Below are 22,744 nucleotides of genomic sequence, written 5' to 3'. Positions count from 1 at the left end.
TAACCAGGGCTCTCGGTGCTGTTAACGCTGTGAAAGGATTCGCGGCGTGCTGCGCTGGATCACCGCTGGGGAGTCCCACGGACCGGCCCTGGTCGCCGTGCTGGAAGGCATGGTCGCCGGGGTGGAGGTCACCACTGCCGACCTGACCGCCCAACTGGAGCGCCGACGGCTCGGGTTCGGGCGGAGCCCCCGCATGGGGTTCGAGGCCGACGAGGTCGAGGTCCTCGGCGGCGTCCGCCACGGCCTCACCCAGGGCGGGCCGATCGCGGTGCGGATCGGCAACACCGAGTGGCCCAAGTGGCAGAAGGTGATGTCCGCCGACCCGGTCGACCCGGGCGAGTTGAAGCCGACCGGCCGCAACGAGGCCCTCACCCGGCCCCGGCCCGGCCACGCCGACCTGCCCGGCATGCAGAAGTTCGGGTTCGACGAGGCCCGGCCGGTGCTGGAGCGGGCCAGTGCCCGCGAGACCGCCGCGCGGACCGCGTTGGGCACGGTGGCCAGGCACTTCCTCAAGCAGGTGTTCGACGTCGACGTCATCAGCCACGTCGTGTCGATCGGGAAGGCCAAGACGCCCGAGGACGCCCCGGTGCCGGGTCCGGGCGACCTCGACGCGATCGACGCCAGCCCGGTGCGGGCGTTCGACCCGCGCGGCACCGAGGCGATGGTGGCCGAGGTCGAGGCGGTGAAGGACGCGGGCGACACGGTCGGCGGCGTGATCGAGGTGATCGCCTACGGCCTGCCGCCGGGCCTGGGGTCCCACGTGCACTGGGACCGCCGGCTCGACGCCCGGCTCGCGGGCGCGCTGATGGGCGTGCAGGCGATGAAGGGCGTGGAGATCGGCGACGGCTTCACCACCGCCGAGCGGTGGGGCAGCCAGGCGCACGACGAGATCGACCGGGGCACCGGCCCCAAGGGTGTGACGCGCCGCTCGAACCGGGCGGGTGGACTGGAAGGGGGGATCACCAACGGCGAGCCGCTGCGCGTGCGCGTCGCCATGAAGCCGATCTCCACCGTCCCCCGTGCACTGTCCACTGTGGACGTCCGCACCGGAGAGCCCGCCGTGGCGATCCACCAGCGGTCGGACGTGTGCGCCGTGCCGCGGGCCGGGGTGGTGCTGGAGTCGGTCGTGGCGCTGGTGCTGGCCGAGGCGGCGCTGGAGAAGTTCGGCGGCGACTCGATCGCGGAGACCAAGCGGAACGTGGCGTCCTACCTGGAGGCCCTGGAGGCCCGCTGGGAGGGGCTGTGAGCCCGCGCTTCGTCGTCCTGGGCCCGCCCGGCGCGGGCAAGACGACCGTGGGGCAGCTGCTCGCGGCCCGGCTCGGGGTGGCCTTCCGGGACACCGACGACGACGTGGTCGCCACCGCCGGCAAGCCCATCGCCGACATCTTCACCACCGACGGCGAGCCGGCGTTCCGGGCGCTGGAGGAGGAGGCGGTCGCCACGGGGTTGGCCGAGCACGACGGCGTGCTGGCGCTGGGCGGCGGGGCGGTGCTGTCCGCCGCGACGCGGGAGCGGCTCGCGGCGCACACCGTGGTGTTCCTCAACGTCGGCATGGCCGAAGGCGTGCGGCGGACGGGCCTGTCCACCGCGCGGCCCCTGCTGGCCGGCGTGAACCCGCGCGCCACCTTCAAGGCGCTGCTGGACGCCCGGCTGCCGCTGTACCGGGAGGTCGCCACCGTCGAGGTGGACACCGACCACCTGGAACCGGAGCAGGTGGTCGACGCCGTCCTGGCGAAGGCGGAACGGACCTGACCCGGTGGACGTGACCGCCGCTCGCGTCCTCGCGCACCGCGCCGCGGTGCAGGGGCTGCACGACGGCGACCTGGGCGTGCTCGCCCTGGGCGTGGTGGACAGCCCGCCGAACACGGGTGCCGCCGCCCTGGCGGTGCGCGCCCGCCACCGCCTCGACCGGTTCCCCGGCGGTGTGCGGGAACCGGCGGAGCTGTGGGGCGAGGAGGACTTGGTGCGCGTGCTCAGCCTGCGGGGCGCGCCGCACCTGCACCGGGCGGCCGACGTGCCCGGCCTGCGCCGGCTGCTGCGCCCGCGCACCCCGAAGCAGTTGCGGGCGTGGTGCGGCGGGATGCCCGCGCCGGAACTGTCCGATGTGGATCTCGTCGTGGAGCTGATGCGCCGCGAGTTCCCCGGCGAGACGGCGACGAAGGGTGAGCTGTCCGGCGCGATCAGCCGGCACCTCCCCGAGCGCGCCCGGCCGTACTGCCCGTCGTGCGAGGTGGAGCACGTCATCGAGGGGCTGTTCCGGCTGGGGACGTTGCTGGCGGGCATCGAGTTGGAGCCGCGTGGGGCGAAGCTGGTGTTCCGCCGGCCGGGGCCGAACGACGAGGGCGACTCGACGCTGGTGCGCGACTACGCGCGGTACGTGGGGCCGTTCGCCAAGGCGGATGTGGAGAAGTGGCTGGGGGCCGGGCCGCAGACCGACTGGCCCGACCTGCGGCCGGTGACGGTCGAGGGCAGGAGACTGCTCGCGCTCGCCGACCCCGCCGCCACCGACCCCGGCCTGGCCGACTTCTTCGCCGCCGACGCCCCCGAGCCGCCGGCCGGGCTGCTGCTGTTCCCGCGCGATCCCTACCTGCTCGGGCCGCGGTGGCTGGTCGCCGAGCCGGACGTGGCCAAGCGCGTCTGGCGGCCGGTGGGCAGCCCCGGCGCCGTGGTCGTGCGCGGTCGGGTCGTGGGGGCGTGGCGGTACGAGGTGAGCGGGCGGACGATGATCTTCCGCGTCGACGGGTGGGCCCGGGTCAAGGGGGCCGTCCGGAAGGCGGTGCGGGAACAGGCCGACGTGCTCGCCGGGGTGTGGGGCGCGAACGCGCTGGAAGCGACCGTGGTCGAATGGTGACCCGACAAGAGGAGTGGTGATGGGCGAGCCGGTGCGCATCCGCGTGGCCGCGGAGCGGCCGTACGACGTGCTGGTGGGTCGCGGCCTGCTCGGCGACCTGGTGGAGGGCCTGCGCGGCACGGCCAAGGCGGCGATCGTCCACACGCCGACGCTCGGCGAGACCGCCGAGGCGGTCCGCGCCGAGCTGGCGGAGGCGGGCATCGACGCCCACCGGGTCGAGGTGCCCGACGCCGAGGACGGCAAGGACCTGCGCGTCGCGGGCTACTGCTGGAACGTGTTCGGCCAGATCGGCCTGGGCCGCCAGGACGTCGTCATCGGCCTCGGCGGCGGCGCGGTGACCGACCTCGCCGGGTTCGTCGCCTCCACCTGGATGCGCGGCGTGAAGCTGGTCAACGTCCCCACCACCCTGCTGGGCATGGTGGACGCGGCGATCGGCGGCAAGACCGGCATCAACACCGACGCGGGCAAGAACCTCGTCGGCACGTTCTACGAGCCGCACGCCGTGTTCGTCGACCTGGCCACCTTGGAGACCCTGCCGCGCAACGAGCTGGTCGCGGGCATGGCCGAGGTCGTCAAGGGCGGGTTCATCGCCGACCCGGCCATCCTCGACCTCATCGAGGCCGACCCGGCGAAGGCGCTCGACCCGACCGGTGACGTCATCGAGGAACTGGTCCGGCGCAAGATCCAGGTCAAGGCGGACGTGGTGTCGACCGACCTGCGCGAGTCCGACCTGCGCGAGATCCTCAACTACGGCCACACCCTCGGCCACGCCATCGAGCGCCGCGAACGCTACCGGTGGCGGCACGGCGCGGCCATCAGCGTCGGCCTGGTGTTCGCCGCCGAACTGGCCCGCCTCGCCGGCCGCCTGGACGACGCGACCGCCGACCGGCACCGCAGCGTCCTCACCGCGCTGGGCCTGCCCACCAAGTACGACCCGGACGCCCTGCCGCAGCTGTTGGAGGGGATGAAGGTCGACAAGAAGAACCGGTCCGGCGTGCTGCGGTTCGTCGTGCTCGACGGCCTGGCCAAGCCCGGCCGCCTGGAGGGCCCCGACCCGTCGCTGATCGCCGCCGCGTACTCCGCGGTCGCCGACGAGCCGAAGACCGGCGGGAGCGTGCTGCTGTGAAGGTCCTCGTGCTCAACGGCCCGAACCTGGGCCGCCTCGGCACCCGGGAGCCGGACGTCTACGGCCGGACGACGTACGCCGACCTGGTGCGCCTGTGCGAGGACACCGGCCGCGAGCTGGGCGTCGAGGTCGAGGTGCGGCAGACCGACTTCGAGGGCGAGATGCTCGGCTGGCTCCACCGGGCCGCGGACGACGCGACCCCGGTGGTCCTCAACCCGGCCGCGTGGACGCACTACTCGGTGGCGGTGCGCGACGCGTGCTCCCAGCTCACCGCGCCGCTGGTGGAGGTGCACATCTCGAACGTGCACAAGCGCGAGGAGTTCCGCCACCACAGCTACATCTCGCCGGTGGCGGAGGGCGTGATCGCGGGCCTGGGCGTGCAGGGCTACGCCCTCGCGATCCGCTGGCTGGCCGCGAAGCTGGGCCCCGTCGAGGCGTGACGGGCGAGGAGGCCGGCGTTGCTCCGGCGGCGGGCGGCGACCCTGCGGCCGGCGGAGTTGCAGCGGCCGGCGGGGGCATGACCCACGGCGCGCTGCACCACGTCGAGCTGTGGGTTCCCGACCTCGCCCGCGCGGAGGCGAGCATCGGCTGGTTGCTGCTCGAACTCGGCTGGACCGAGTACCAGCGCTGGTCGGCCGGCGTGAGCTGGCGGCTCGGCCCCACCTACGTCGTGGTCGAGGAGTCACCGGCCCTCGAACGCCACCACCGGCTCGGCACCGGCCTCAACCACCTCGCCTTCCACGTCGCGACCCGCTCACGGGTCGACGAGCTGGCCGCGGCCGCCCCCGACCACGGCTGGGCGCTGATGTTCGCGGACCGGCACCCGTACGCGGGTGGTCCCGATCACCACGCCGCCTACCTGGCCAACACGGACGGTTTCGAAGTGGAGTTGGTCGCGTCCGGTCGGTAGTCACCCGGAAGAGTGAGTGGATCTCTACACTGGACCGGAACCGGGGCCCGCGCACGTCGCTCCCGGTGATCGACACCGGAAGTGGAGACCATGCCCGGCCCGACGAGGCTTCTCGGATGCGCCCTCGCCGTCGCGACCCTCACCGCCTGCGCACCCGGCGTCGCGGACCCCGCGCCGCCCGCCGCGGCGCCGGTGAGCACGACGGCGAAGCCCGCCCCGAGCAAGGTCCCGCGGCCGGTCAAGCCCGTCACCACCGACCGCGGCCGGCAGAGCCCCGGCGTCGTCGCCGCCGGTCCCGAGGCCCCGTACAACTACGCCCCCTCCGTGATGCTGGAGGGCGGCCGGTACCGGATGTGGTGGTGCAGCCAGGTCCGCCACGCCGAACCCGGCGGTGACGACGTCCTCTACGCCGACAGCGCCTCCCCGGACGGCGGGTTCGCCGGTCCCGACGGCAGTTCGGGCCTCCCGGTCTTCTCCGGCAGCACCCACGGCTGGGACGGCGTGCACGCGTGCGACCCGTCCGTCCTCAAGGTCGGCGGCACCTACTACATGTACTACACGGGCGCACCCGGCGACGTGCCGTTCGGCAGCCTGGTCGGCGTCGCCACCAGCCCCGACGGCATCAACTGGACGCGCGCCGCGGGCGGCAACCCGATCCTCGGCCCGGCCAACGACACCATCCGCGACAACCACTACGGCAGCGGCCAGCCCTCCGCGCTGTTCGTGGACGGCTGGTTCTACCTGCTGTTCACCGACACCACCGCCAAGGCCGCCGGGTGGAACGGCGCGGGCCAGTTCGTGCTGCGCGCCAAGGACCCGACCTTCGCGAGCCAGGTCGAGGCGCTGGGCGCGGGCGGCTGGGAGAAGGTCGCCGACACCCGCAAGCCGCGCACCCGGTCCGTGGTGGACGCCTTCAGCGCCGACTGGACGTACGTGGACGCGCTGCGCGCCTTCATGATCGCCCACTCCACCGACGCGGGCACCACGCTGACCTTCTGGAACCACGACTTCGCCACCCAGCCCTTACCGCCGGTCCACGTGCCCGGCCCGTGGAAGGAGGGCCCCGGCCTGGTCCGCACGCCGGAGGGCCACGCGCCGATCTCCGCCGAGGACCCGTGCGGCCGGCTGGCCGTGGACGTCATGCGCGCCACCGTCACCGGCGCGGCGGGCGCGCCCACCGACATCGGCCACTTCGGCCTGGACCTGGTCAACGTGCCCGGCTGCCGCACGAAGGCGCAGGCCTCGGTGCTCAACGGGTTCGCCGTGCCGTCCCCGGAGAACACCGTGGACCTGGTCGTGGACGGCAAGGTGGTCCGCGTGGAGCGCCGCTCGGTGACCGACCGCCTGGCCACCCGCGTGCTCGACCAGCGCCCGGACATCATCGACGAACTGCCCGTGGTCGCCCGCATCCCGGCCGGCGTGAAGGCCGTCCGCGCGCCCAACGGCCAAACCGGGCTGCTCGTGGACGGCAAGCTGTGGCGGGTCGGCCCGGACGAGGTCGCGAAGCTGAACTCGTCGCCGATCACCGCGGTCACGCAGCAGCAGTGGGACGCCTTCGAGCACGCCGGCGCACTGAACCGCTGACGCGCCGCGACCGCGAAAGCCCGCGACTAGCGGGACCGGGACCCGTCGGGCTGCGGCAACGCGCCGCCCAGCGCCAGCCCGATCCCGGCCGACGCCATGACCAGCAACGCGGTGAACGCGGCACCGCCGGTCAGCGCCGCACCCAGCGACTCCACGCCGGTCTGGTCGACCACCAGCGACTTGCCGATGACCCCGGCCACGCCCGCGACCGGCCCGGCCACCAGAGCGGCGAAGAACCAGACCATGCCCGGCCCCTCCAACTGCCGCCACGCGTCCAGAGCTCCCCACAGCACGCCCGCCACGACCACCAGGCCCAGCGCGATGTAGCGCAACGACGACGCCGCCCCGGGGCTGTGCACGGCCACCGCGTCCGTGCCGACCTGCACCCCGCCGTGCAGCAATCCCATCCAGAGCCCTCGGGGCAGCCACCTGCGCATGGACCCCACCCTAGGCCCACTGTGAACCCACGCCGATGCCTCTAGGCTGCGGGTATGCCGCACGCGACACGCCGCGCCGCCCTGCGCGCCACGCTCCGGGACCGGGAGCTGGACGCCCTGCTGGTGACCAACCTGCTCAACATCCGCTACCTCACCGGGTTCACGGGGTCCAACGCCGCGCTGCTGGTCTCCGCCGAGTCCGACGCCGGCACCGTGTTCTGCACCGACGGCCGCTACCTGACCCAGGCCGAGCGGCAGGTGCCCGACCTGGAACGCGTCATCGACCGGCCGTGCGACCTCGCGCTGGCGCAGCGCGCGCACAAGGACGGCGTGCGCCGCGCGGGCTTCGAGAGCCACCACGTCACCGTCGAGGGCCTGGACGCGCTGGGCGACGCCGCCGAGGACGTCGAGCTGGTCCGCGCGCCCGGCCTGGTCGAAGGGCTGCGGCTGGTCAAGGACGACGCCGAGGTCGAGGCGCTGCGCATGGCGTGCGCCGCCGCGGACCGGGCGCTGGCGAGCCTGATCGAGCACGGCGGCCTGCGCGCCGGCCGCACCGAGCGGGAGGTCGCGCGCGAGCTGGAGAGCCGGATGCTCGACCACGGCGCGGCCGGCCCGAGCTTCGAGTCGATCGTCGCCACCGGCGCGAACTCCGCCGTCCCGCACCACCGGCCCACCGACGCGGTCGTGCACGCCGGCGACTTCGTGAAGCTGGACTTCGGCGCGCTGGTCGACGGCTACCACTCCGACATGACCCGCACGCTGGTCGTCGGGCAGGCCGCGGACTGGCAGCGGGAGCTGTACGAGCTGGTCGCGACGGCCCAGCAGGCGGGCCGGCACGCGCTGGCGCCGGGCGCGGCGGTGTCCGACGTGGACCGCGCGGCGCGCGAGGTGATCGAACGCGCCGGCTACGGGGACCAGTTCCTGCACGGTCTGGGACACGGCGTGGGCCTGCAGATCCACGAGGCTCCGGCGCTGTCCAAGGCGGGTGACGGTACACTTCTGCCCGGTATGGCGGTCACCGTCGAGCCCGGTGTGTACCTGGCCGGGAAGGGTGGTGTCCGCATCGAGGACACGCTCGTGGTGCGCGAAGGCGGCCCCGAACTCCTCACCCTGACCACGAAAGAGCTAGTGGTCGTCTGACGCCCGAACACACGTAACAGGAGAGCCCACCCCGTGGCCACGACCAACGACCTCAAGAACGGCCTGGTGCTGAACCTCGACGGCCAGCTGTGGACCGTCACCGCGTTCCAGCACGTCAAGCCGGGCAAGGGCGGCGCCTTCGTGCGCACCACGTTGAAGCACGTCCTGTCCGGCAAGGTCGTGGACAAGACCTTCAACGCGGGCACCAAGGTCGACACGGCCACCGTGGACAAGCGGAACATGACCTACCTCTACAAGGAGGGTTCCGACTTCATCTTCATGGACGGCGAGACCTACGACCAGATCCCGGTCCCGGCCGAGACCGTCGGCGACGCCGCCAACTACATGCTGGAGAACCAGGAGGCGATGGTCGCCACCCACGAGGGCGTCCCGCTGTTCGTGGAGCTGCCGACCAGCGTCGAGCTGGTCATCCAGCACACCGACCCGGGCCTGCAGGGCGACCGCTCCACCGGCGGCACCAAGCCCGCGACCCTGGAGACCGGCGCGGAGATCCAGGTCCCGCTGTTCGTGACGACCGGCGAGAAGATCAAGGTGGACACCCGCGACGGCCGCTACCTCGGCCGGGTCAACAACTGACATGGGCGCTCGGAGCAAGGCCCGCAAGCGCGCGGTCGACGTCCTGTACGAGGCCGACCTGCGGGCCATGGACGCGGTGACCCTCCTCGCGGAACGCGTGGGGTCGCCGGACGTCCCGCCGATCAACGACTACACGGTGGGCCTGGTCGAGGGCGTCACGGCGCACAAGGCGCGCATCGACGACCTGATCTCGGAGCACTCCGAGGGCTGGACCCTGCAGCGCATGCCGGGCGTGGACCGGGCCGTGCTGCGGGTGGGCCTGTACGAGCTGCTGTGGGCGGCGGACGTGCCCGACGCGGTGGCGATCGACGAGGCCGTGGAGCTGGCCAAGCAGCTGTCCACCGACGACTCGCCGCGGTTCGTCAACGGCGTGCTGGGCCGGATCGCGGTCATCGCGGACCAGCTCCGGGCGGTCCTGTAGGACCCCCAGAACGACGCGAACCCCCGTCAGGTGCGTCCTGTCGGGGGTTTCGTGCTGTTCGGGCCCGTGCGGGGCCCACGGCCAGGGCCGCCCTCCACGTAGAGCGGCCCCCGTCGTCAGTCGCCCTCCCGGTGCGCGACCCCGTGCTCAGTCTTCCTTGGCCGGGCGCGCCTCGGGCGGCAGGACGCCCCAGTCGATGAGCTGCTCGGTCAGCTCGCCCGGCGTCATGTCGTAGATGATCGCCAGGGAGCGCAGGTCCTCCGTGCGGATCGACAGGACCTTGCCGTTGTAGTCGCCGCGCTGGCTCTGGATGGTGGCCGCGTACCGCGCGAGCGGGCCGACCTTCTCCGCGGGGAGCTGTTGCAGGCGTTCCAGGTTGATCACGATCTTCGTCGCGGGTTCGGCGCCCGACGGCACGCGGCCCTCGGGGAGCAGCTCCGCGACCGGCACACCGTAGAAGTCGGCCAGCTCCGCGAGCTTCTGCACGGTCACGGCCCGGTCTCCGCGCTCGTACGAGCCCACGACCACGGCCTTCCAGCGACCGCCGGACTTCTGCTCGACGCCGTGCAAAGACAAGCCCTGCTGCTGGCGGATCGCGCGGAGCTTTGCCCCCAGCGCCTTGGCGTAGTCGCCCATGTGGCGGTTCTCCGTTCATTCGCCCCGTCAGCCGGTAGGGGACTGCCGCGGGGAGGCTTAGATCAATACGCAGAGTAATGATTGCTCTCCGTGGTCACCAGGTCAAGCTGATCTCGCCGGCCCAGGTGGGCGAGACCACGCGGACCACCCGGTCGATCGAACCCCGGAACCTGATACGGTGCTGGTCAGCCCGGTCGCAACCGGGTGTCCGACGTCCTTTAAGGACCCGTCCAGCGAGGCGGGGAAGGAGGTCCAACCGTGGCGCCACGTCAACGTGGCGCGACGGACCCGGCCGGGGAGCGCGAGCTCCTGTCGGCCGGCGACGTCGCGCGCACTGTCGCCCGAATGGCCCATCAGATCATCGAGAAGACCGCTCTCGATGCACCGAGCGCACCCGAAGTAGTCCTGATGGGGATTCCGAGCCGGGGTGCGCCGCTCGCCCGCCGCCTCGCGGCGAAGATCCGGGAGTTCAGCTCCGTGGCGGTGCCCACCGGCACGCTGGACGTCACCCTCTACCGGGACGACCTGCGCCGGGGCCCCACGCGCCCGCTGGAGGCCACGCGGCTGCCCGAGGGCGGCATCGACGACCGCCTCGTCGTCCTCGTCGACGACGTCCTGTTCTCCGGCCGCACGATCCGCGCCGCCCTGGACGCCCTGCGCGACCACGGCCGGCCCCGCGCCGTGCAGCTGGCGGTGCTGGTCGACCGGGGGCACCGCGAGCTGCCGATCCGCGCGGACTACGTGGGCAAGAACGTCCCCACCGCCCGGTCCGAGGAGGTCCACGTGCTGCTGGAGGAGTTCGACCAGCGCGACGGGGTGGTGCTGCGGTGAGGCACCTGCTGTCCACCGAGGGCATCGACCCGGCGGACGCCACCGCGATCCTGGACACGGCCGCGAACCTCAAGCAGTCCCTGGAGGGGCGCGAGGTGCGCAAGCTGCCCACCCTGCGCGGCCGGACCGTGATCACGATGTTCTACGAGAACTCCACCCGCACCCGGGTGAGCTTCGAGATCGCGGGCAAGTGGATGAGCGCGGACGTGGTCAACGTCTCCTCGTCGGGCTCCAGCGTCAGCAAGGGCGAGTCGCTGCGCGACACCGCGCTGACCCTCGCGGCGGCCGGCGCGGACTGCGTGATCGTGCGGCACCCGGCGTCCGGCGCGGCCCACCGGCTGGCCGACTGGCTCAAGCACACCGGCACGTCCGTGGTGAACGCCGGCGACGGCATGCACGAGCACCCCACCCAGGCCCTGCTGGACGCGGCCACGCTGCGCGAGCGGCTGGGTGAGCTGCGTGACCGCCGGATCGCGATCGTCGGCGACGTCCTGCACAGCCGGGTCGCCCGCTCGAACGTCCACCTGCTCACGGCCCTGGGCGCGCACGTGACCCTGGTCGCCCCGCCGACGCTGCTGCCCAGCGGGGTGGAGCGCTGGCCGGTCACGGTGTCGCACGACCTGGACGCCGACCTGCCCAGCCAGGACGCCGTGATGCTGCTGCGCGTGCAGGCCGAGCGGATGCACGGCGGGTTCTTCCCCAGCGCCCGCGAGTACTCGATCGCCTACGGCCTCAACGAGCGCCGCTTGGCCCTGCTGCCCGACCACGCCGTCGTGCTGCACCCCGGTCCGATGCTGCGCGGGATGGAGATCGCCTCGTCGGTCGCCGACTCGCCGCGCGCGGCCATCACCGACCAGGTGCGCAACGGCGTGCACGTGCGCATGGCCGTCCTCTACCACCTGCTTGCCCACGAGGAGGAGACCGCGTGAGCGCCCTGATCATCAGGGGAGTACGACCGTACGGCGAAGGTGACCCGGTGGACGTGCTCGTCCGCGACGGGGTCATCGCGGAGATCGGGTCCGTCGAGGACAACGACGCCGAGGTCGTCGATGGCGACGGCGCGGTCCTGCTCCCCGGCTTCGTCGACCTGCACACCCACCTGCGCGAGCCGGGCCGCGAGGACACCGAGACCATCGAGACCGGGTCCCGCGCCGCCGCCCTGGGCGGCTACACCGCGGTCTTCGCCATGGCCAACACCGACCCGGTCGCGGACAACGCGGTCGTGGTCGAGCACGTCGCCCGCCGGGGCCGCGAGGTCGGCCTGGTGGACGTCCACCCGGTCGGCGCGGTCACCGTGGGCCTCAAGGGCGAGAAGCTCGCCGAGCTGGGCACGATGGCCAAGACCGGCGTCCGGGTGTTCTCCGACGACGGCCACTGCGTGCACGACCCGCTGATCATGCGCCGCGCGCTGGAGTACTCCAAGGCGCTGGACGTGGTGGTCGCGCAGCACGCCGAGGAGCCCCGGCTGACCGTCGGCGCGCAGGCCCACGAGGGCGAGCAGGCCTCGCGCCTGGGCCTGCAGGGCTGGCCGGCCGCCGCCGAGGAGGCGATCGTGGCCCGCGACTGCCTGCTGGCCAAGCAGGTGGACGCCCGCCTGCACGTCTGCCACGTGTCCACCTCGGGCACCGCGGACGTGCTGAAGTGGGCCAAGGCCCGGGGCACGAAGGTCTCCGCCGAGGTCACCCCGCACCACCTGCTGCTGACCGACGACCGGCTGGCGACCTACGACCCGGTCAACAAGGTCAACCCGCCGCTGCGGACCGGCGCCGACGTCGAGGCGCTGCGCCAGGCCCTCGCGGACGGCACGATCGACTGCGTCGCCACCGACCACGCCCCGCACGCCGTGCAGGACAAGGACTGCGAGTGGTCCGCGGCCCGCCCGGGCATGCTCGGCCTGCAGACCGCCCTCTCGATCGTCGTCGCGACCATGGTCGAGACCGGTCTGCTGGACTGGCGCGGCGTGGCGCGGGTGATGAGCGAGCGCCCCGCCGCCATCGCGGGCCTGCCCGACCAGGGCCGCCCGATCGAGGTCGGCGAGCCCGCCAACCTGGTCCTGGTGGACCCGGACGCCCGGTGGACCGTGCGCGGCGCGGAGCTGGCCAGCATCTCGGCCAACACGCCGTTCGAGGGCATGGAGCTGCCCGGCCGGGTCGTGGCCACGGTGCTGCGCGGGCGCGTGACGGCGACCAGCGGAAGGATCCCGGCATGACCCGCGTGCTGCTGTCCCTCGCGATCCTGGCCGTGTTCCTGCTGTGCCTGTACGGCATGTGGCGGGGCTGGCGGAACCGCGCGAAGCGCCAGGCGGCGCTGCCCGCCTTCCCCCAGCCGCCCGCCGCGACCGGCGCGGCGACGCTGGAGACGACCGGCGTGTACGTGGGCACGACCCTCGGCGACAACTGGCAGGACCGGGTCGCCGTGGGCGACATCGGCCACCGCGCCGAGGCGACCCTGAAGCTGACCGACACCGGTGTGCTGGTCGAGCGCACCGGCGCGAGCCCGATGTGGATCCCGTTGGAGGACGTCCTGGACGCCCGCACCGCCCGCGGCCTCGCGGGCAAGGTGATGGGCCCGGACGGCCTGCTGGTGCTGCGCTGGCGCAACGCCGGCCACACCTTCGACACCGGGTTCCGCGGCGACGACAAGGACGTGTACGAGCAGTGGGTGCAGGCACTGGGAGGCCGCAAGTGACTTCTCCGGCAACGACGGCCGCGGCGCTGGTCCTGGAGGACGGCCGCGTGTTCCGCGGCGAGTCCTACGGCGCGATCGGCGCGAGCCTCGGCGAGGTCGTGTTCTCCACCGGCATGACCGGCTACCAGGAGACGCTGACCGACCCCTCCTACCACCGCCAGATCGTGGTGCAGACCGCGCCGCAGATCGGCAACACCGGCTGGAACGACGAGGACGACGAGTCCGGCCGCATCTGGGTCGCCGGCTACGTGGTGCGCGACCCCGCGCGGGTGCCGTCGAACTGGCGCTCCAAGCGCAGCCTGGACGACGAGCTGGTCCGCCAGGGCGTGGTCGGCATCGCCGGCATCGACACCCGGATGCTCACCCGCCACCTGCGCGAGCAGGGCGCGATGCGCGCGGGCGTGTTCTCCGGCGACGAGCTGGGCAGCGTCGAGGAGATGCTCGACCGCGTCCGCACCTCCCCGGAGATGAAGGGCGCGGACCTCGCGGGCGACGTCACCACGCCCAAGCCGTACGTGGTGGACGCGATCGGCGAACGCCGCTTCCGGGTGGCCGCGCTGGACCTGGGCATCAAGTCCAACACCCCGCGGATGATGGCCGCGCGCGGCATCGAGGTGCACGTCCTGCCGCTGACCTCCACCGTGGACGACGTGCTGTCGGTCAAGCCCGACGGCGTGTTCCTGTCCAACGGCCCCGGCGACCCCGCCACCCAGGCGCACGCGGTCGAGCTGACCCGCAACGTCCTGGACCGCAAGGTGCCGCTGTTCGGCATCTGCTTCGGCAACCAGATCCTGGGCCGCGCGCTGGGCCGCGACACCTACAAGATGCGCTACGGGCACCGCGGCATCAACATCCCGGTCATCGACGTCGCGACCGGCAAGGTGGCCATCACCGCGCAGAACCACGGCTTCGCCCTGGAGGGCGAGCCGGGGGAGGAGTTCGTCTCCGACTTCGGCCGCGTCCAGCTCAGCCACTACTGCCCGAACGACGGCACGGTCGAGGGCGTGCGCGCCCTGGAGGTGCCCGCGTTCAGCGTGCAGTACCACCCGGAGGCGGCGGCCGGACCGCACGACGCCGCACCGCTGTTCGACGAGTTCGTGACGATGATGGAGCAGGGGCGCTGACATGCCGAAGAGGACCGATCTCAAGCACGTGCTCGTCATCGGCTCGGGCCCGATCGTCATCGGCCAGGCCTGCGAGTTCGACTACTCCGGCACCCAGGCGTGCCGGGTGCTGCGCGAGGAGGGCCTGCGGGTCAGCCTCGTCAACTCCAACCCCGCGACGATCATGACCGACCCGGAGTTCGCCGACGCCACCTACGTCGAGCCGATCACCCCGGAGTTCGTGGAGAAGGTCATCGCCGCCGAGCGCCCGGACGCCGTCCTGGCGACCCTGGGCGGCCAGACCGCGCTCAACACCGCCATCGCCCTGCACGAGCGGGGCGTGCTGGAGAAGTACGACGTCGAGCTGATCGGCGCGGACATCGACGCCATCCAGCGCGGCGAGGACCGGCAGATGTTCAAGGACATCGTGCGCAAGATCGGCGCGGAGGTCCCGCGCAGCGCGGTGTGCAAGACCATGGAGGAGGTCCGCGAGACCGTCGCGGAGCTGGGCCTCCCGGTGGTCATCCGGCCGTCGTTCACCATGGGCGGCCTCGGCTCGGGCATGGCGCACACCCACGAGGAGCTGGAGCGGCTGGCCGCCACCGGCCTCGCGGAGTCCCCGGTCACCGAGGTGCTGATCGAGGAGAGCGTGCTCGGCTGGAAGGAGTACGAGCTGGAGCTGATGCGCGACCGCAACGACAACGTCGTGGTCGTGTGCTCCATCGAGAACATCGACCCGATGGGCGTGCACACCGGCGACTCGGTGACCGTCGCGCCCGCGATGACGCTGACCGACCGCGAGTTCCAGCAGATGCGCGACGTCGGCATCGCCGTCATCCGCGAGGTCGGCGTGGACACCGGCGGCTGCAACATCCAGTTCGCGTTCAACCCCGAGAACGGCCGCATGGTCGTGATCGAGATGAACCCGCGGGTGTCGCGTTCCTCGGCGCTGGCGTCCAAGGCGACCGGTTTCCCGATCGCCAAGATCGCCGCGAAACTGGCCATCGGGTACACGCTCGACGAAATCCGCAACGACATCACCGGTGAGACGCCGGCGAGTTTCGAACCGACGCTCGACTACGTCGTGGTGAAGGTGCCGCGGTTCGCTTTCGAGAAGTTCCCCGGCGCGGACCGGACGCTCACCACGACGATGAAGTCCGTCGGCGAGGCGATGTCCATCGGTCGCAGCTTCATCGAGGCGCTCGGAAAAGCGTTGCGGTCCATGGAGACCAAGGCGGGCGGTTTCTGGACCACCCCGGACCCCGAGGAGAGCCTGGAGTCCACTCTGGACGCCCTCCGAAAGGGCCACGACGGACGCCTCTACACGTTGGAACGCGCGTTGCGCCTGGGCGCGACCATCGAGCAGGCGCACGAGGCGTCCCGGATCGACCCGTGGTTCATCGAGCAGATCGCCTGGCTGGTCGAGCTGCGCCGGGAGATCGAGGACGCCCCCGTGCTGGGCGCGGACCTGCTGCGCAAGGCCAAGCGGGCGGGCCTGTCCGACCGGCAGATCGCCGCGCTGCGCGCCGAGCTGGCCGGTGAGGACGGCGTGCGCAACCTGCGGCACCGCCTGGGCGTGCGGCCGGTGTTCAAGACCGTGGACACCTGCGCCGCCGAGTTCGCCGCGCGCACCCCGTACCACTACTCGGCCTACGAGCTGGACCCCGCGGCCGAGACCGAGGTGACCGAGCAGCGGGACAAGCCGAAGGTGCTGATCCTGGGCTCGGGCCCGAACCGCATCGGCCAGGGCATCGAGTTCGACTACTCGTGCGTGCACGCCGCCATGGCGCTGCGGGCCGCCGGGTACGAGACGGTGATGGTCAACTGCAACCCCGAGACCGTCTCCACCGACTACGACACCTCCGACCGCCTGTACTTCGAGCCGCTGACCTTCGAGGACGTGCTGGAGGTCGTGCACTCCGAGCAGCGCTCGGGCACCGTCGCGGGCGTCGTCGTGCAGCTGGGCGGCCAGACCCCGCTGGGCCTGGCGCGGCGGCTGGAGGAGGCGGGCGTCCCGGTCGTGGGCACCCCGCCGCACGCCATCCACCTCGCCGAGGACCGCGGCGCGTTCGGCCAGGTGCTCACCGACGCGGGCCTGCCCGCGCCGAAGTACGGCACCGCGACCTCGTTCGCGCAGGCCAAGAAGATCGCCGACGAGATCGGCTACCCGGTGCTGGTGCGCCCCTCGTACGTGCTGGGCGGGCGCGGCATGGAGATCGTCTACGACGAGCTGTCGCTCAAGAGCTACATCGCCCGCGCCACCGAGGTCTCCCCGGAGCACCCGGTGCTGGTCGACCGGTTCCTCGACGACGCCATCGAGATCGACGTGGACGCCCTGTTCGACGGCGAGGACGTGTTCATCGGCGGCGTGATGGAGCACATCGAGGAGGCCGGCGTGCACTCCGGCGACTCGGCGTGCGCCCTGCCCCCGATCACCCTGGGCGAGACCGACATCGACAACGTCCGCAGGTCCACCCGGGCCATCGCGGAGGGCATCGGCGTGCGCGGCCTGCTCAACGTCCAGTACGCGCTCAAGGACGACGTCCTGTACGTGCTGGAGGCCAACCCGCGCGCGTCCCGCACGGTGCCGTTCGTGTCCAAGGCGACGGCGGTGCCGCTGGCCAAGGCCGCGGCCCGGATCATGCTCGGCGCGACCATCGCCGAGCTGCGCGCCGAGGGCCTGCTGCCGGCCACCGGCGACGGCGCGAAGCTGCCCCAGCACGCGCCGGTCGCGGTCAAGGAGGCCGTGCTGCCCTTCCACCGCTTCCGCACGCCGGAGGGCCACGGGGTGGACTCGCTGCTCGGGCCGGAGATGAAGTCGACCGGCGAGGTCATGGGCATCGACGTGTCCTTCGGCACCGCCTTCGCCAAGTCCCAGACCGCCTCCTACGGCTCCCTGCCCACGTCGGGCCGGGTGTTCGTGTCGGTGGCCAACCGGGACAAGCGGGCCATGATCTTCCCGGTCAAGCGGCTGGCCGACCTGGGCTTCGAGGTGCTGGCCACCGAGGGCACGGCCGAGGTGCTGCGGCGCAACGGCATCCCGTGCACGGTGGTCCGCAAGCACTCCGACGGCGAGAAGAACATCGTCGACGCCATCCTCGACGGCCACGTGGACATGATCATCAACACCCCGTACGGCAACAGCGGGCCCCGCGTGGACGGCTACGAGATCCGCACCGCGGCGGTCGCCAAGGACATCCCGTGCGTCACCACGATCCAGGGCGCGGCGGCGGCCGTGCACGGCATCGAGGCGGCCATCCGGGGCGACATCGGCGTCCGGCCGCTGCAGGCCCTCCAGGCGGCGCTGCGGGGTGAGGGATGACCTTCGCCCAGCGGCTGGCCAAGGCCGTCGCGCAGCACGGACCGCTGTGCGTGGGCATCGACCCGCACCCCGGCCTCCTGGACGCCTGGGGGCTGCCCCGGGACGCCTCCGGCCTGGAGCGGTTCGCGCTGACCTGCGTCGAGGCGTTCGGCGGTCACGTGGCCCTGGTCAAGCCGCAGGCGGCGTTCTTCGAGTCCCACGGCTCGAAGGGCGTGGCGGTCCTCGAACGCGTCCTGGCGGACCTCAGGGACGCCGGGACGCCGGTCCTGGTGGACGCCAAGCGCGGCGACATCGGCTCGACCATGGCGGCCTACGCCCAGGCGTACCTGTCCGACGGCTCGCCGCTGGCCGGCGACGCGGTCACCCTGTCGCCCTACCTCGGGTTCGGCTCCCTGGAGCCGGCGCTCGAAGCCGCACGGGCGAGCGGGCGCGGCGTGTTCGTGCTCGCCCGCACGTCCAACCCGGAAGGGGCCTCCGTGCAGTGCGCGGGGGTCCCCTCCGGGGGCTCGGTCGCGCAGTCGGTGGTGGACGAGGCGGCCCGCCGCAACGCCGGCGCGGAGCCGTTGGGAGACGTCGGCCTGGTCGTCGGCGCGACCCTCGCCGAACTCGACCTCGACCTGTCTGACCTGCACGGATACATCCTGGCGCCGGGCTTCGGCGCCCAGGGCGCGACCGTGGCGGACCTGCGCCGGCTGTTCGGCGACGAGCTGCGCGGGGTGCTGCCGACCAGCTCCCGGGACGTCCTCAAGCACGGCCCCGACTCCGCATCGTTGCGGTCTGCGGCACGGCGTGTCGGGGACTCCCTCGCGATGTGATCACCATCAAATCGCGACACGCTTCGCGGTGTCCGCTCACCTGCGTAAACGTTGCCTGGTACGGTCCTGGCCACCGACGGGTCCATACCCCATCGAGCGCATACCACAGGGGTCGTGCGCAGGGCGTTACCGGTGGCGGTGGCGGAGGCGTCGGGGGGTGTTGGTACTACTACCACCCGCCGCGGCAACCAGGCGCTGGAAAAGTTTCACCTGACTGGGACCACCTTGCGCCCAGGCAATTGCGCTTGGAGTACGGTCGCGGCACCGATCCAGAATTGAAATTCCCACACCACGGAGGAAATCGTGGCCCTTCCCCAGCTTACCGAGGAGCAGCGGGCCGCAGCGCTGGAGAAGGCTGCTGCCGCTCGTCGCGCTCGGGCTGAGCTCAAGGAGCGCCTCAAGCGTGGCGGCACGACCCTGACGGACGTGCTGAAGGCCGCCGAGAGCGACGAGGTCCTTGGCAAGATGAAGGTGTCCGCGCTGCTCGAAGCCCTTCCGGGCGTCGGCAAGGTTCGCGCGCAGCAGATCATGGAGCGGCTTGAGATCGCTCCGAGCCGTCGGCTGCGCGGCCTCGGCGAGCGGCAGCGCAAGGCGCTGCTCACCGAGTTCAGCGGCGAGTGACTGATGGCACCGGGGCGGGGTCGGGCGTGCGCGCCCGGCCCCGCCTCACCGTCCTGAGCGGGCCCTCCGGCGTCGGCAAGTCCAGCGTGCTGGCCGAGCTGCGGCGCATGGGGCCCGATGTGCACTTCAGCGTCTCGGTGACCACGCGGAAGCCGAGGCCGGGCGAGGTCGACGGCGTCCACTACCACTTCGTGGACCGGGCCGAGTTCGACAAGATGGTGGACAACGGCGAACTGCTGGAGCACGCCGAGTTCGCGGGCAACTGCTACGGCACGCCCCGCGCGCCCGTCGTGGCGGCGCTGGCGTCCGGGCGGCCCTCGCTGCTGGAGATCGAGCTCCAGGGCGCGCGCCAGGTCCGGGCGGCCATGCCGGAGGCCCAGCTGGTGATGCTCGCGCCCCCGTCCTGGGAGGACCTGGTGGGGCGGCTGACCGGCCGCGGCACCGAGGACCCCGCCGTGGTGGCGCGCCGGCTGGAGATCGCCCGCGAGGAGCTCGCGGCCGAACCCGAGTTCGACCAGGTCGTCGTGAACGACGACGTGAAGTCCGCCGCGGCGCGCTTGCTACACTTGGTGGTCGGCCCAGCGCCCGACGCGTGATGACGCGTGTCCGCGGCGGCTGTAGGACGCCACCCGCTTTGCACAACCAACCGCAGGAGCGTTGACGAGTGACCACGCACACCGAGCTGGGCCCGCTGTCGGGTTCCCCGGAGGGCATCACCAACCCGCCGATCGACGACCTGCTGGAGCAGGTCAGCTCGAAGTACGCGCTGGTGATCTACGCGGCCAAGCGGGCGCGCCAGATCAACGACTACTACGCGCAACTCGGCGAGGGCCTGCTGGAGTACGTCGGCCCGCTGGTCGAGCCGGGCCCGCGCGAGAAGCCGCTGTCGATCGCGCTCCGGGAGATCCACGCGGGTCTGCTTGAGCACACCGAGGGCGAGTGACCGAGGGTTTCGCCGCAGGGCGAGACGCCACCCCCACCAAGCCCCGGGTCGTGCTCGGGGTCGGTGGGGGCATCGCCGCGTACAAGGCGTGCGAGGTGCTGCGCCGGCTCACCGAGTCCGGGCACTCCGTGCGCGTCGTGCCCACGGACGGCGCGCTGAAGTTCGTCGGCGCGGCCACGTTCGAGGCGTTGTCAGGGCAGCCCGTGCACGCCGACGTGTTCTCCGACGTGCCGTCGGTGCAGCACGTCAAGCTGGGCCAGGAGGCCGACCTGGTGGTCGTCGCCCCGGCCACGGCCAACCTGCTCGCCAAGGCCGCCGCCGGCCTCGCCGACGACCTGCTCACCAACACCCTGCTGACCGCGCGCTGCCCGGTCCTGCTGGTCCCCGCGATGCACACCGAGATGTGGGAGCACCCGGCGACCCGGGCGAACGTGGCGCTGCTGCGGTCGCGGGGCGTGATCGTCGCCGAACCCGCCAGCGGGCGGCTGACCGGCAAGGACACCGGCAAGGGCCGGCTGCCCGAGCCGAGCGAGATCGTCGAGCTGGCCCGGTTGCTGCTGGAGCGCCCCGACGCGCTGCCGCGCGACCTGGAAGGCGTCCACGTCGCCATCTCCGCGGGTGGCACGCGGGAACCGCTGGACCCGGTGCGCTTCCTGGGCAACCGGTCGTCGGGCCGCCAGGGCTACGCGCTGGCCCGCGTCGCCGCCCAGCGCGGCGCGCGCGTGACGCTGGTCGCCGCGCACACCGCCGACCTGGCCACCCCGGCCGGCGTCGAGCTGGAGCGCGTGGGCACCGCCGCCGAGCTGCGCGACGCGATGCACTTCGTCGCCAAGGACGCCGCCGTGCTCGTGATGGCCGCCGCCGTGGCCGACTTCCGGCCGGTGGCCAGCGCCGAGCACAAGATCAAGAAGACCGACCGCGACCCCGACCCCGTGGCCCTGACCCGCAACGCCGACATCCTGGCCGAGCTGGTCGCCGCCCGCCGGGACGGGCAGGTCGTGGTGGGCTTCGCCGCCGAGACCGGCGACGGCGAGGCCGACGTCCTGGAGTACGGTCGCGCGAAGCTCAAGCGCAAGGGCTGCGACTTCCTCGTCGTGAACGCCGTCGGCGACGGCCGCGCGTTCGAGGTCGAGGACAACGCGGGGTGGCTCCTGTCCGCCGACGGCGCCGAGACCCCGATCCCGCACGGGTCGAAAGCCCGGCTGGCGTCCGCAGTGTGGGACGCCGTCTCCTCGTTTGCTCGATGATGACAGTCCGGGCGGGGACGCCCGATAAGCTTTGACGACCGCATGGAAACCAGATAGGGAGTGCCGTGAGCCAGCACAGCAGCAGGCTGTTCACCAGTGAGTCGGTGACCGAGGGGCACCCGGACAAGATCTGCGACGCGATCAGCGACTCGATCCTGGACGCGTTGCTGGCGAAGGACCCCCGCTCCCGGGTGGCGGTGGAGACCCTGATCACCACGGGCCAGGTGCACGTGGCCGGCGAGGTCACCACGGAGACCTACGCGGACATCCCGTCGATCGTCCGGGAGAAGATCCTGGAGATCGGCTACGACTCGTCGGCCAAGGGCTTCGACGGTCGCTCGTGCGGCGTGAACGTGGCCATCGGCTCGCAGTCCCCCGACATCGCGCAGGGCGTGGACACCGCCTACGAGGAGCGCGTCGAGGGCGCCGGCGACGAGATCGACAAGCAGGGCGCGGGCGACCAGGGCCTGATGTTCGGCTACGCGTGCACCGACACGCCGGAGCTGATGCCGCTGCCGATCGCGCTGGCGCACCGCCTGTCCCGGCGGCTGACCGCCGTGCGCAAGGACGGCACCGTGCCCTACCTGCGCCCGGACGGCAAGACGCAGGTCACCATCGAGTACGCGGGCGACCAGCCGGTGCGCCTGGACACCGTCGTGGTGTCCACGCAGCACGCCGACGGCATCGACCTGGAGAAGCTGCTGGGCGTGGACGTGCGCGAGCACGTGGTCGCGCCGGAGATCGCCGAGCTGGGCCTCGACACCTCCGACGTCCGCCTGCTGGTGAACCCGACCGGCCGGTTCGTCATCGGCGGCCCGATGGGCGACGCCGGCCTGACCGGCCGCAAGATCATCGTGGACACCTACGGCGGCATGGCCCGCCACGGTGGCGGCGCGTTCTCCGGCAAGGACCCGTCGAAGGTGGACCGCTCCGCCGCGTACGCGATGCGCTGGGTGGCCAAGAACGCCGTCGCCGCCGGCCTCGCGACCCGCATCGAGGTGCAGGTGGCGTACGCGATCGGCAAGGCCGCGCCGGTGGGCCTGTTCGTGGAGACCTTCGGCACCGAGACCGTGGACCCGACCAAGATCCAGCAGGCGATCAGCGAGGTCTTCGACCTCCGCCCGGCCGCCATCATCCGCGACCTGGACCTGCTGCGCCCGATCTACGCGCCGACCGCCGCGTACGGCCACTTCGGCCGCACCGACGTCGAACTGCCGTGGGAGAGCACCGACCGCGCCGACGCCCTGCGCGCGGCAGCGGGTGCGTGACGATTTAGCGGACCGGTTGGTCCGCGGCGAGGCCGTGGACCTGACCGACCGGGAAGTGCCCGCGTCGCTGATCCGGGACCTGTTGACCGACGACCTCGATCAACTCGGTCTCCGGATCAGCGGCGCGCGCGTCTCCGGGCAGCTGGACCACTCCGACGCGTACTGACAACGCCGGCCAGCCGCGCACCCAGCCGGCGGCCCCGC

The 22,744-nt window shown here is 72.5% G+C and carries 25 protein-coding genes; 23 read left to right on the top strand and 2 right to left on the bottom strand.

Annotated features, from left to right (window positions below; translation table 11 throughout):
- Positions 1-46: 46 nt before the first annotated feature.
- From aroC to AB0A74_RS07265, 7 genes are all read left to right on the top strand, one after another.
- A complete protein-coding gene (gene aroC / locus AB0A74_RS07295; protein ID WP_358247989.1) occupies positions 47-1,246 on the top strand; it encodes a chorismate synthase in 1,200 nt (399 codons plus the stop codon).
- Entirely contained in the window at positions 1,243-1,752 is a 510-nt protein-coding gene (locus AB0A74_RS07290) for a shikimate kinase (RefSeq protein ID WP_358247988.1), read from the top strand. The genes aroC and AB0A74_RS07290 overlap by 4 nt, the downstream gene beginning before the upstream one ends.
- 10 nt (positions 1,753-1,762) lie before the next feature.
- Positions 1,763-2,851, top strand: a complete 1,089-nt coding sequence (locus tag AB0A74_RS07285) for a crosslink repair DNA glycosylase YcaQ family protein (RefSeq protein WP_358247987.1) — start codon at positions 1,763-1,765, stop codon at positions 2,849-2,851.
- A 19-nt stretch (positions 2,852-2,870) separates the two neighbouring features.
- Positions 2,871-3,977, top strand: a complete 1,107-nt coding sequence (aroB, locus tag AB0A74_RS07280) for a 3-dehydroquinate synthase (RefSeq protein WP_358247986.1) — start codon at positions 2,871-2,873, stop codon at positions 3,975-3,977.
- Entirely contained in the window at positions 3,974-4,417 is a 444-nt protein-coding gene (gene aroQ, locus AB0A74_RS07275) for a type II 3-dehydroquinate dehydratase (protein WP_358247985.1), read from the top strand. The genes aroB and aroQ overlap by 4 nt, the downstream gene beginning before the upstream one ends.
- Positions 4,414-4,887: a VOC family protein gene (locus AB0A74_RS07270; RefSeq protein WP_358247984.1), complete on the top strand. Its 474-nt coding sequence runs from the start codon at positions 4,414-4,416 to the stop codon at positions 4,885-4,887. Before aroQ ends, AB0A74_RS07270 begins: the two co-directional genes overlap by 4 nt.
- Before the next feature lie 90 nt (positions 4,888-4,977).
- The gene (locus tag AB0A74_RS07265) at positions 4,978-6,471 is read left to right on the top strand and encodes a beta-xylosidase (protein WP_358247983.1); all 1,494 of its coding nucleotides are present in this window, start codon (positions 4,978-4,980) and stop codon (positions 6,469-6,471) included.
- 26 nt (positions 6,472-6,497) lie between these two features.
- On the opposite strand, the gene AB0A74_RS07260 is transcribed toward AB0A74_RS07265, so the two are convergent.
- Complete coding sequence (locus tag AB0A74_RS07260; protein WP_358247982.1) at positions 6,498-6,908, bottom strand: B-4DMT family transporter; 411 nt, start codon at positions 6,906-6,908, stop codon at positions 6,498-6,500.
- Between the two features lie 54 nt (positions 6,909-6,962).
- On the opposite strand from AB0A74_RS07260, the gene AB0A74_RS07255 reads away from it, so the two are divergent.
- From AB0A74_RS07255 to nusB, 3 genes are read left to right on the top strand one after another with little or no spacing between them, the layout of a single operon-like run.
- Complete coding sequence (locus AB0A74_RS07255) at positions 6,963-8,048, top strand: Xaa-Pro peptidase family protein (RefSeq protein WP_358247981.1); 1,086 nt, start codon at positions 6,963-6,965, stop codon at positions 8,046-8,048.
- Positions 8,049-8,081: 33 nt separating this feature from the next.
- On the top strand, positions 8,082-8,645 hold the full coding sequence (gene efp, locus AB0A74_RS07250) for an elongation factor P (protein WP_309114823.1): 564 nt from the start codon (positions 8,082-8,084) through the stop codon (positions 8,643-8,645).
- 1 nt (position 8,646) lies between these two features.
- Positions 8,647-9,066, top strand: a complete 420-nt coding sequence (nusB, locus tag AB0A74_RS07245; protein WP_343935146.1) for a transcription antitermination factor NusB — start codon at positions 8,647-8,649, stop codon at positions 9,064-9,066.
- A 147-nt stretch (positions 9,067-9,213) separates the two neighbouring features.
- Here nusB and AB0A74_RS07240 read toward each other — a convergent pair whose 3' ends face one another.
- Positions 9,214-9,702, bottom strand: a complete 489-nt coding sequence (locus AB0A74_RS07240; RefSeq protein ID WP_015103676.1) for a transcriptional regulator — start codon at positions 9,700-9,702, stop codon at positions 9,214-9,216.
- 258 nt (positions 9,703-9,960) lie between these two features.
- On the opposite strand from AB0A74_RS07240, the gene pyrR reads away from it, so the two are divergent.
- The 13 genes from pyrR (at position 9,961) to AB0A74_RS07175 (ending at position 22,706) form a co-directional block, all read left to right on the top strand.
- Entirely contained in the window at positions 9,961-10,533 is a 573-nt protein-coding gene (gene pyrR, locus AB0A74_RS07235) for a bifunctional pyr operon transcriptional regulator/uracil phosphoribosyltransferase PyrR (RefSeq protein WP_343935147.1), read from the top strand.
- Positions 10,530-11,462, top strand: a complete 933-nt coding sequence (locus tag AB0A74_RS07230; RefSeq protein ID WP_358247980.1) for an aspartate carbamoyltransferase catalytic subunit — start codon at positions 10,530-10,532, stop codon at positions 11,460-11,462. Before pyrR ends, AB0A74_RS07230 begins: the two co-directional genes overlap by 4 nt.
- Positions 11,459-12,742: a dihydroorotase gene (locus tag AB0A74_RS07225; RefSeq protein WP_358247979.1), complete on the top strand. Its 1,284-nt coding sequence runs from the start codon at positions 11,459-11,461 to the stop codon at positions 12,740-12,742. The genes AB0A74_RS07230 and AB0A74_RS07225 overlap by 4 nt, the downstream gene beginning before the upstream one ends.
- Positions 12,739-13,221, top strand: coding sequence for a transporter (locus AB0A74_RS07220; RefSeq protein WP_358247978.1), 483 nt, complete (start codon positions 12,739-12,741; stop codon positions 13,219-13,221). The genes AB0A74_RS07225 and AB0A74_RS07220 overlap by 4 nt, the downstream gene beginning before the upstream one ends.
- Complete coding sequence (carA, locus tag AB0A74_RS07215) at positions 13,218-14,345, top strand: glutamine-hydrolyzing carbamoyl-phosphate synthase small subunit (RefSeq protein WP_358247977.1); 1,128 nt, start codon at positions 13,218-13,220, stop codon at positions 14,343-14,345. Before AB0A74_RS07220 ends, carA begins: the two co-directional genes overlap by 4 nt.
- 1 nt (position 14,346) lies before the next feature.
- Complete coding sequence (gene carB / locus AB0A74_RS07210; protein WP_358247976.1) at positions 14,347-17,646, top strand: carbamoyl-phosphate synthase large subunit; 3,300 nt, start codon at positions 14,347-14,349, stop codon at positions 17,644-17,646.
- Positions 17,643-18,461, top strand: a complete 819-nt coding sequence (pyrF, locus tag AB0A74_RS07205; RefSeq protein ID WP_358247975.1) for an orotidine-5'-phosphate decarboxylase — start codon at positions 17,643-17,645, stop codon at positions 18,459-18,461. The genes carB and pyrF overlap by 4 nt, the downstream gene beginning before the upstream one ends.
- 303 nt (positions 18,462-18,764) lie before the next feature.
- The gene (mihF, locus tag AB0A74_RS07200; protein WP_033427832.1) at positions 18,765-19,082 is read left to right on the top strand and encodes an integration host factor, actinobacterial type; all 318 of its coding nucleotides are present in this window, start codon (positions 18,765-18,767) and stop codon (positions 19,080-19,082) included.
- Positions 19,079-19,678 (top strand): guanylate kinase, encoded by a 600-nt coding sequence (gene gmk / locus AB0A74_RS07195; RefSeq protein WP_358247974.1) that lies wholly within the window; start codon positions 19,079-19,081, stop codon positions 19,676-19,678. The genes mihF and gmk overlap by 4 nt, the downstream gene beginning before the upstream one ends.
- 68 nt (positions 19,679-19,746) lie before the next feature.
- Positions 19,747-20,025 carry a DNA-directed RNA polymerase subunit omega gene (rpoZ, locus tag AB0A74_RS07190; RefSeq protein WP_015103666.1) on the top strand — a complete coding sequence of 93 codons (279 nt, stop codon included), beginning with the start codon at positions 19,747-19,749 and terminating at the stop codon, positions 20,023-20,025.
- A complete protein-coding gene (coaBC, locus tag AB0A74_RS07185) occupies positions 20,022-21,272 on the top strand; it encodes a bifunctional phosphopantothenoylcysteine decarboxylase/phosphopantothenate--cysteine ligase CoaBC (RefSeq protein WP_358247973.1) in 1,251 nt (416 codons plus the stop codon). Before rpoZ ends, coaBC begins: the two co-directional genes overlap by 4 nt.
- Positions 21,273-21,337: 65 nt before the next feature.
- On the top strand, positions 21,338-22,540 hold the full coding sequence (gene metK, locus AB0A74_RS07180; protein WP_358247972.1) for a methionine adenosyltransferase: 1,203 nt from the start codon (positions 21,338-21,340) through the stop codon (positions 22,538-22,540).
- Positions 22,533-22,706: a hypothetical protein gene (locus AB0A74_RS07175; protein ID WP_358247971.1), complete on the top strand. Its 174-nt coding sequence runs from the start codon at positions 22,533-22,535 to the stop codon at positions 22,704-22,706. Before metK ends, AB0A74_RS07175 begins: the two co-directional genes overlap by 8 nt.
- Positions 22,707-22,744: the final 38 nt, after the last annotated feature.

The sequence above is a fragment of the Saccharothrix sp. NPDC042600 genome, from assembly GCF_040647305.1.
In the GTDB taxonomy this organism is placed as follows: domain Bacteria; phylum Actinomycetota; class Actinomycetes; order Mycobacteriales; family Pseudonocardiaceae; genus Actinosynnema; species Actinosynnema mutabilis.
The sequence above is the reverse complement of the archived record's forward strand: the minus strand, read 5'-3'. Positions and strand labels throughout refer to the sequence as shown.

Coding starts and splice junctions, on each gene's coding strand:
- aroB (WP_358247986.1), top strand. CDS start 2,871: ATGGGCGAGCCGGTGCGCATCCGCGTGGCCGCGGAGCGGCCGTACGAC.
- AB0A74_RS07265 (WP_358247983.1), top strand. CDS start 4,978: ATGCCCGGCCCGACGAGGCTTCTCGGATGCGCCCTCGCCGTCGCGACC.
- AB0A74_RS07260 (WP_358247982.1), bottom strand. CDS start 6,908: ATGCGCAGGTGGCTGCCCCGAGGGCTCTGGATGGGATTGCTGCACGGC.
- AB0A74_RS07255 (WP_358247981.1), top strand. CDS start 6,963: ATGCCGCACGCGACACGCCGCGCCGCCCTGCGCGCCACGCTCCGGGAC.
- nusB (WP_343935146.1), top strand. CDS start 8,647: ATGGGCGCTCGGAGCAAGGCCCGCAAGCGCGCGGTCGACGTCCTGTAC.
- AB0A74_RS07240 (WP_015103676.1), bottom strand. CDS start 9,702: ATGGGCGACTACGCCAAGGCGCTGGGGGCAAAGCTCCGCGCGATCCGC.
- AB0A74_RS07220 (WP_358247978.1), top strand. CDS start 12,739: ATGACCCGCGTGCTGCTGTCCCTCGCGATCCTGGCCGTGTTCCTGCTG.
- carB (WP_358247976.1), top strand. CDS start 14,347: ATGCCGAAGAGGACCGATCTCAAGCACGTGCTCGTCATCGGCTCGGGC.
- pyrF (WP_358247975.1), top strand. CDS start 17,643: ATGACCTTCGCCCAGCGGCTGGCCAAGGCCGTCGCGCAGCACGGACCG.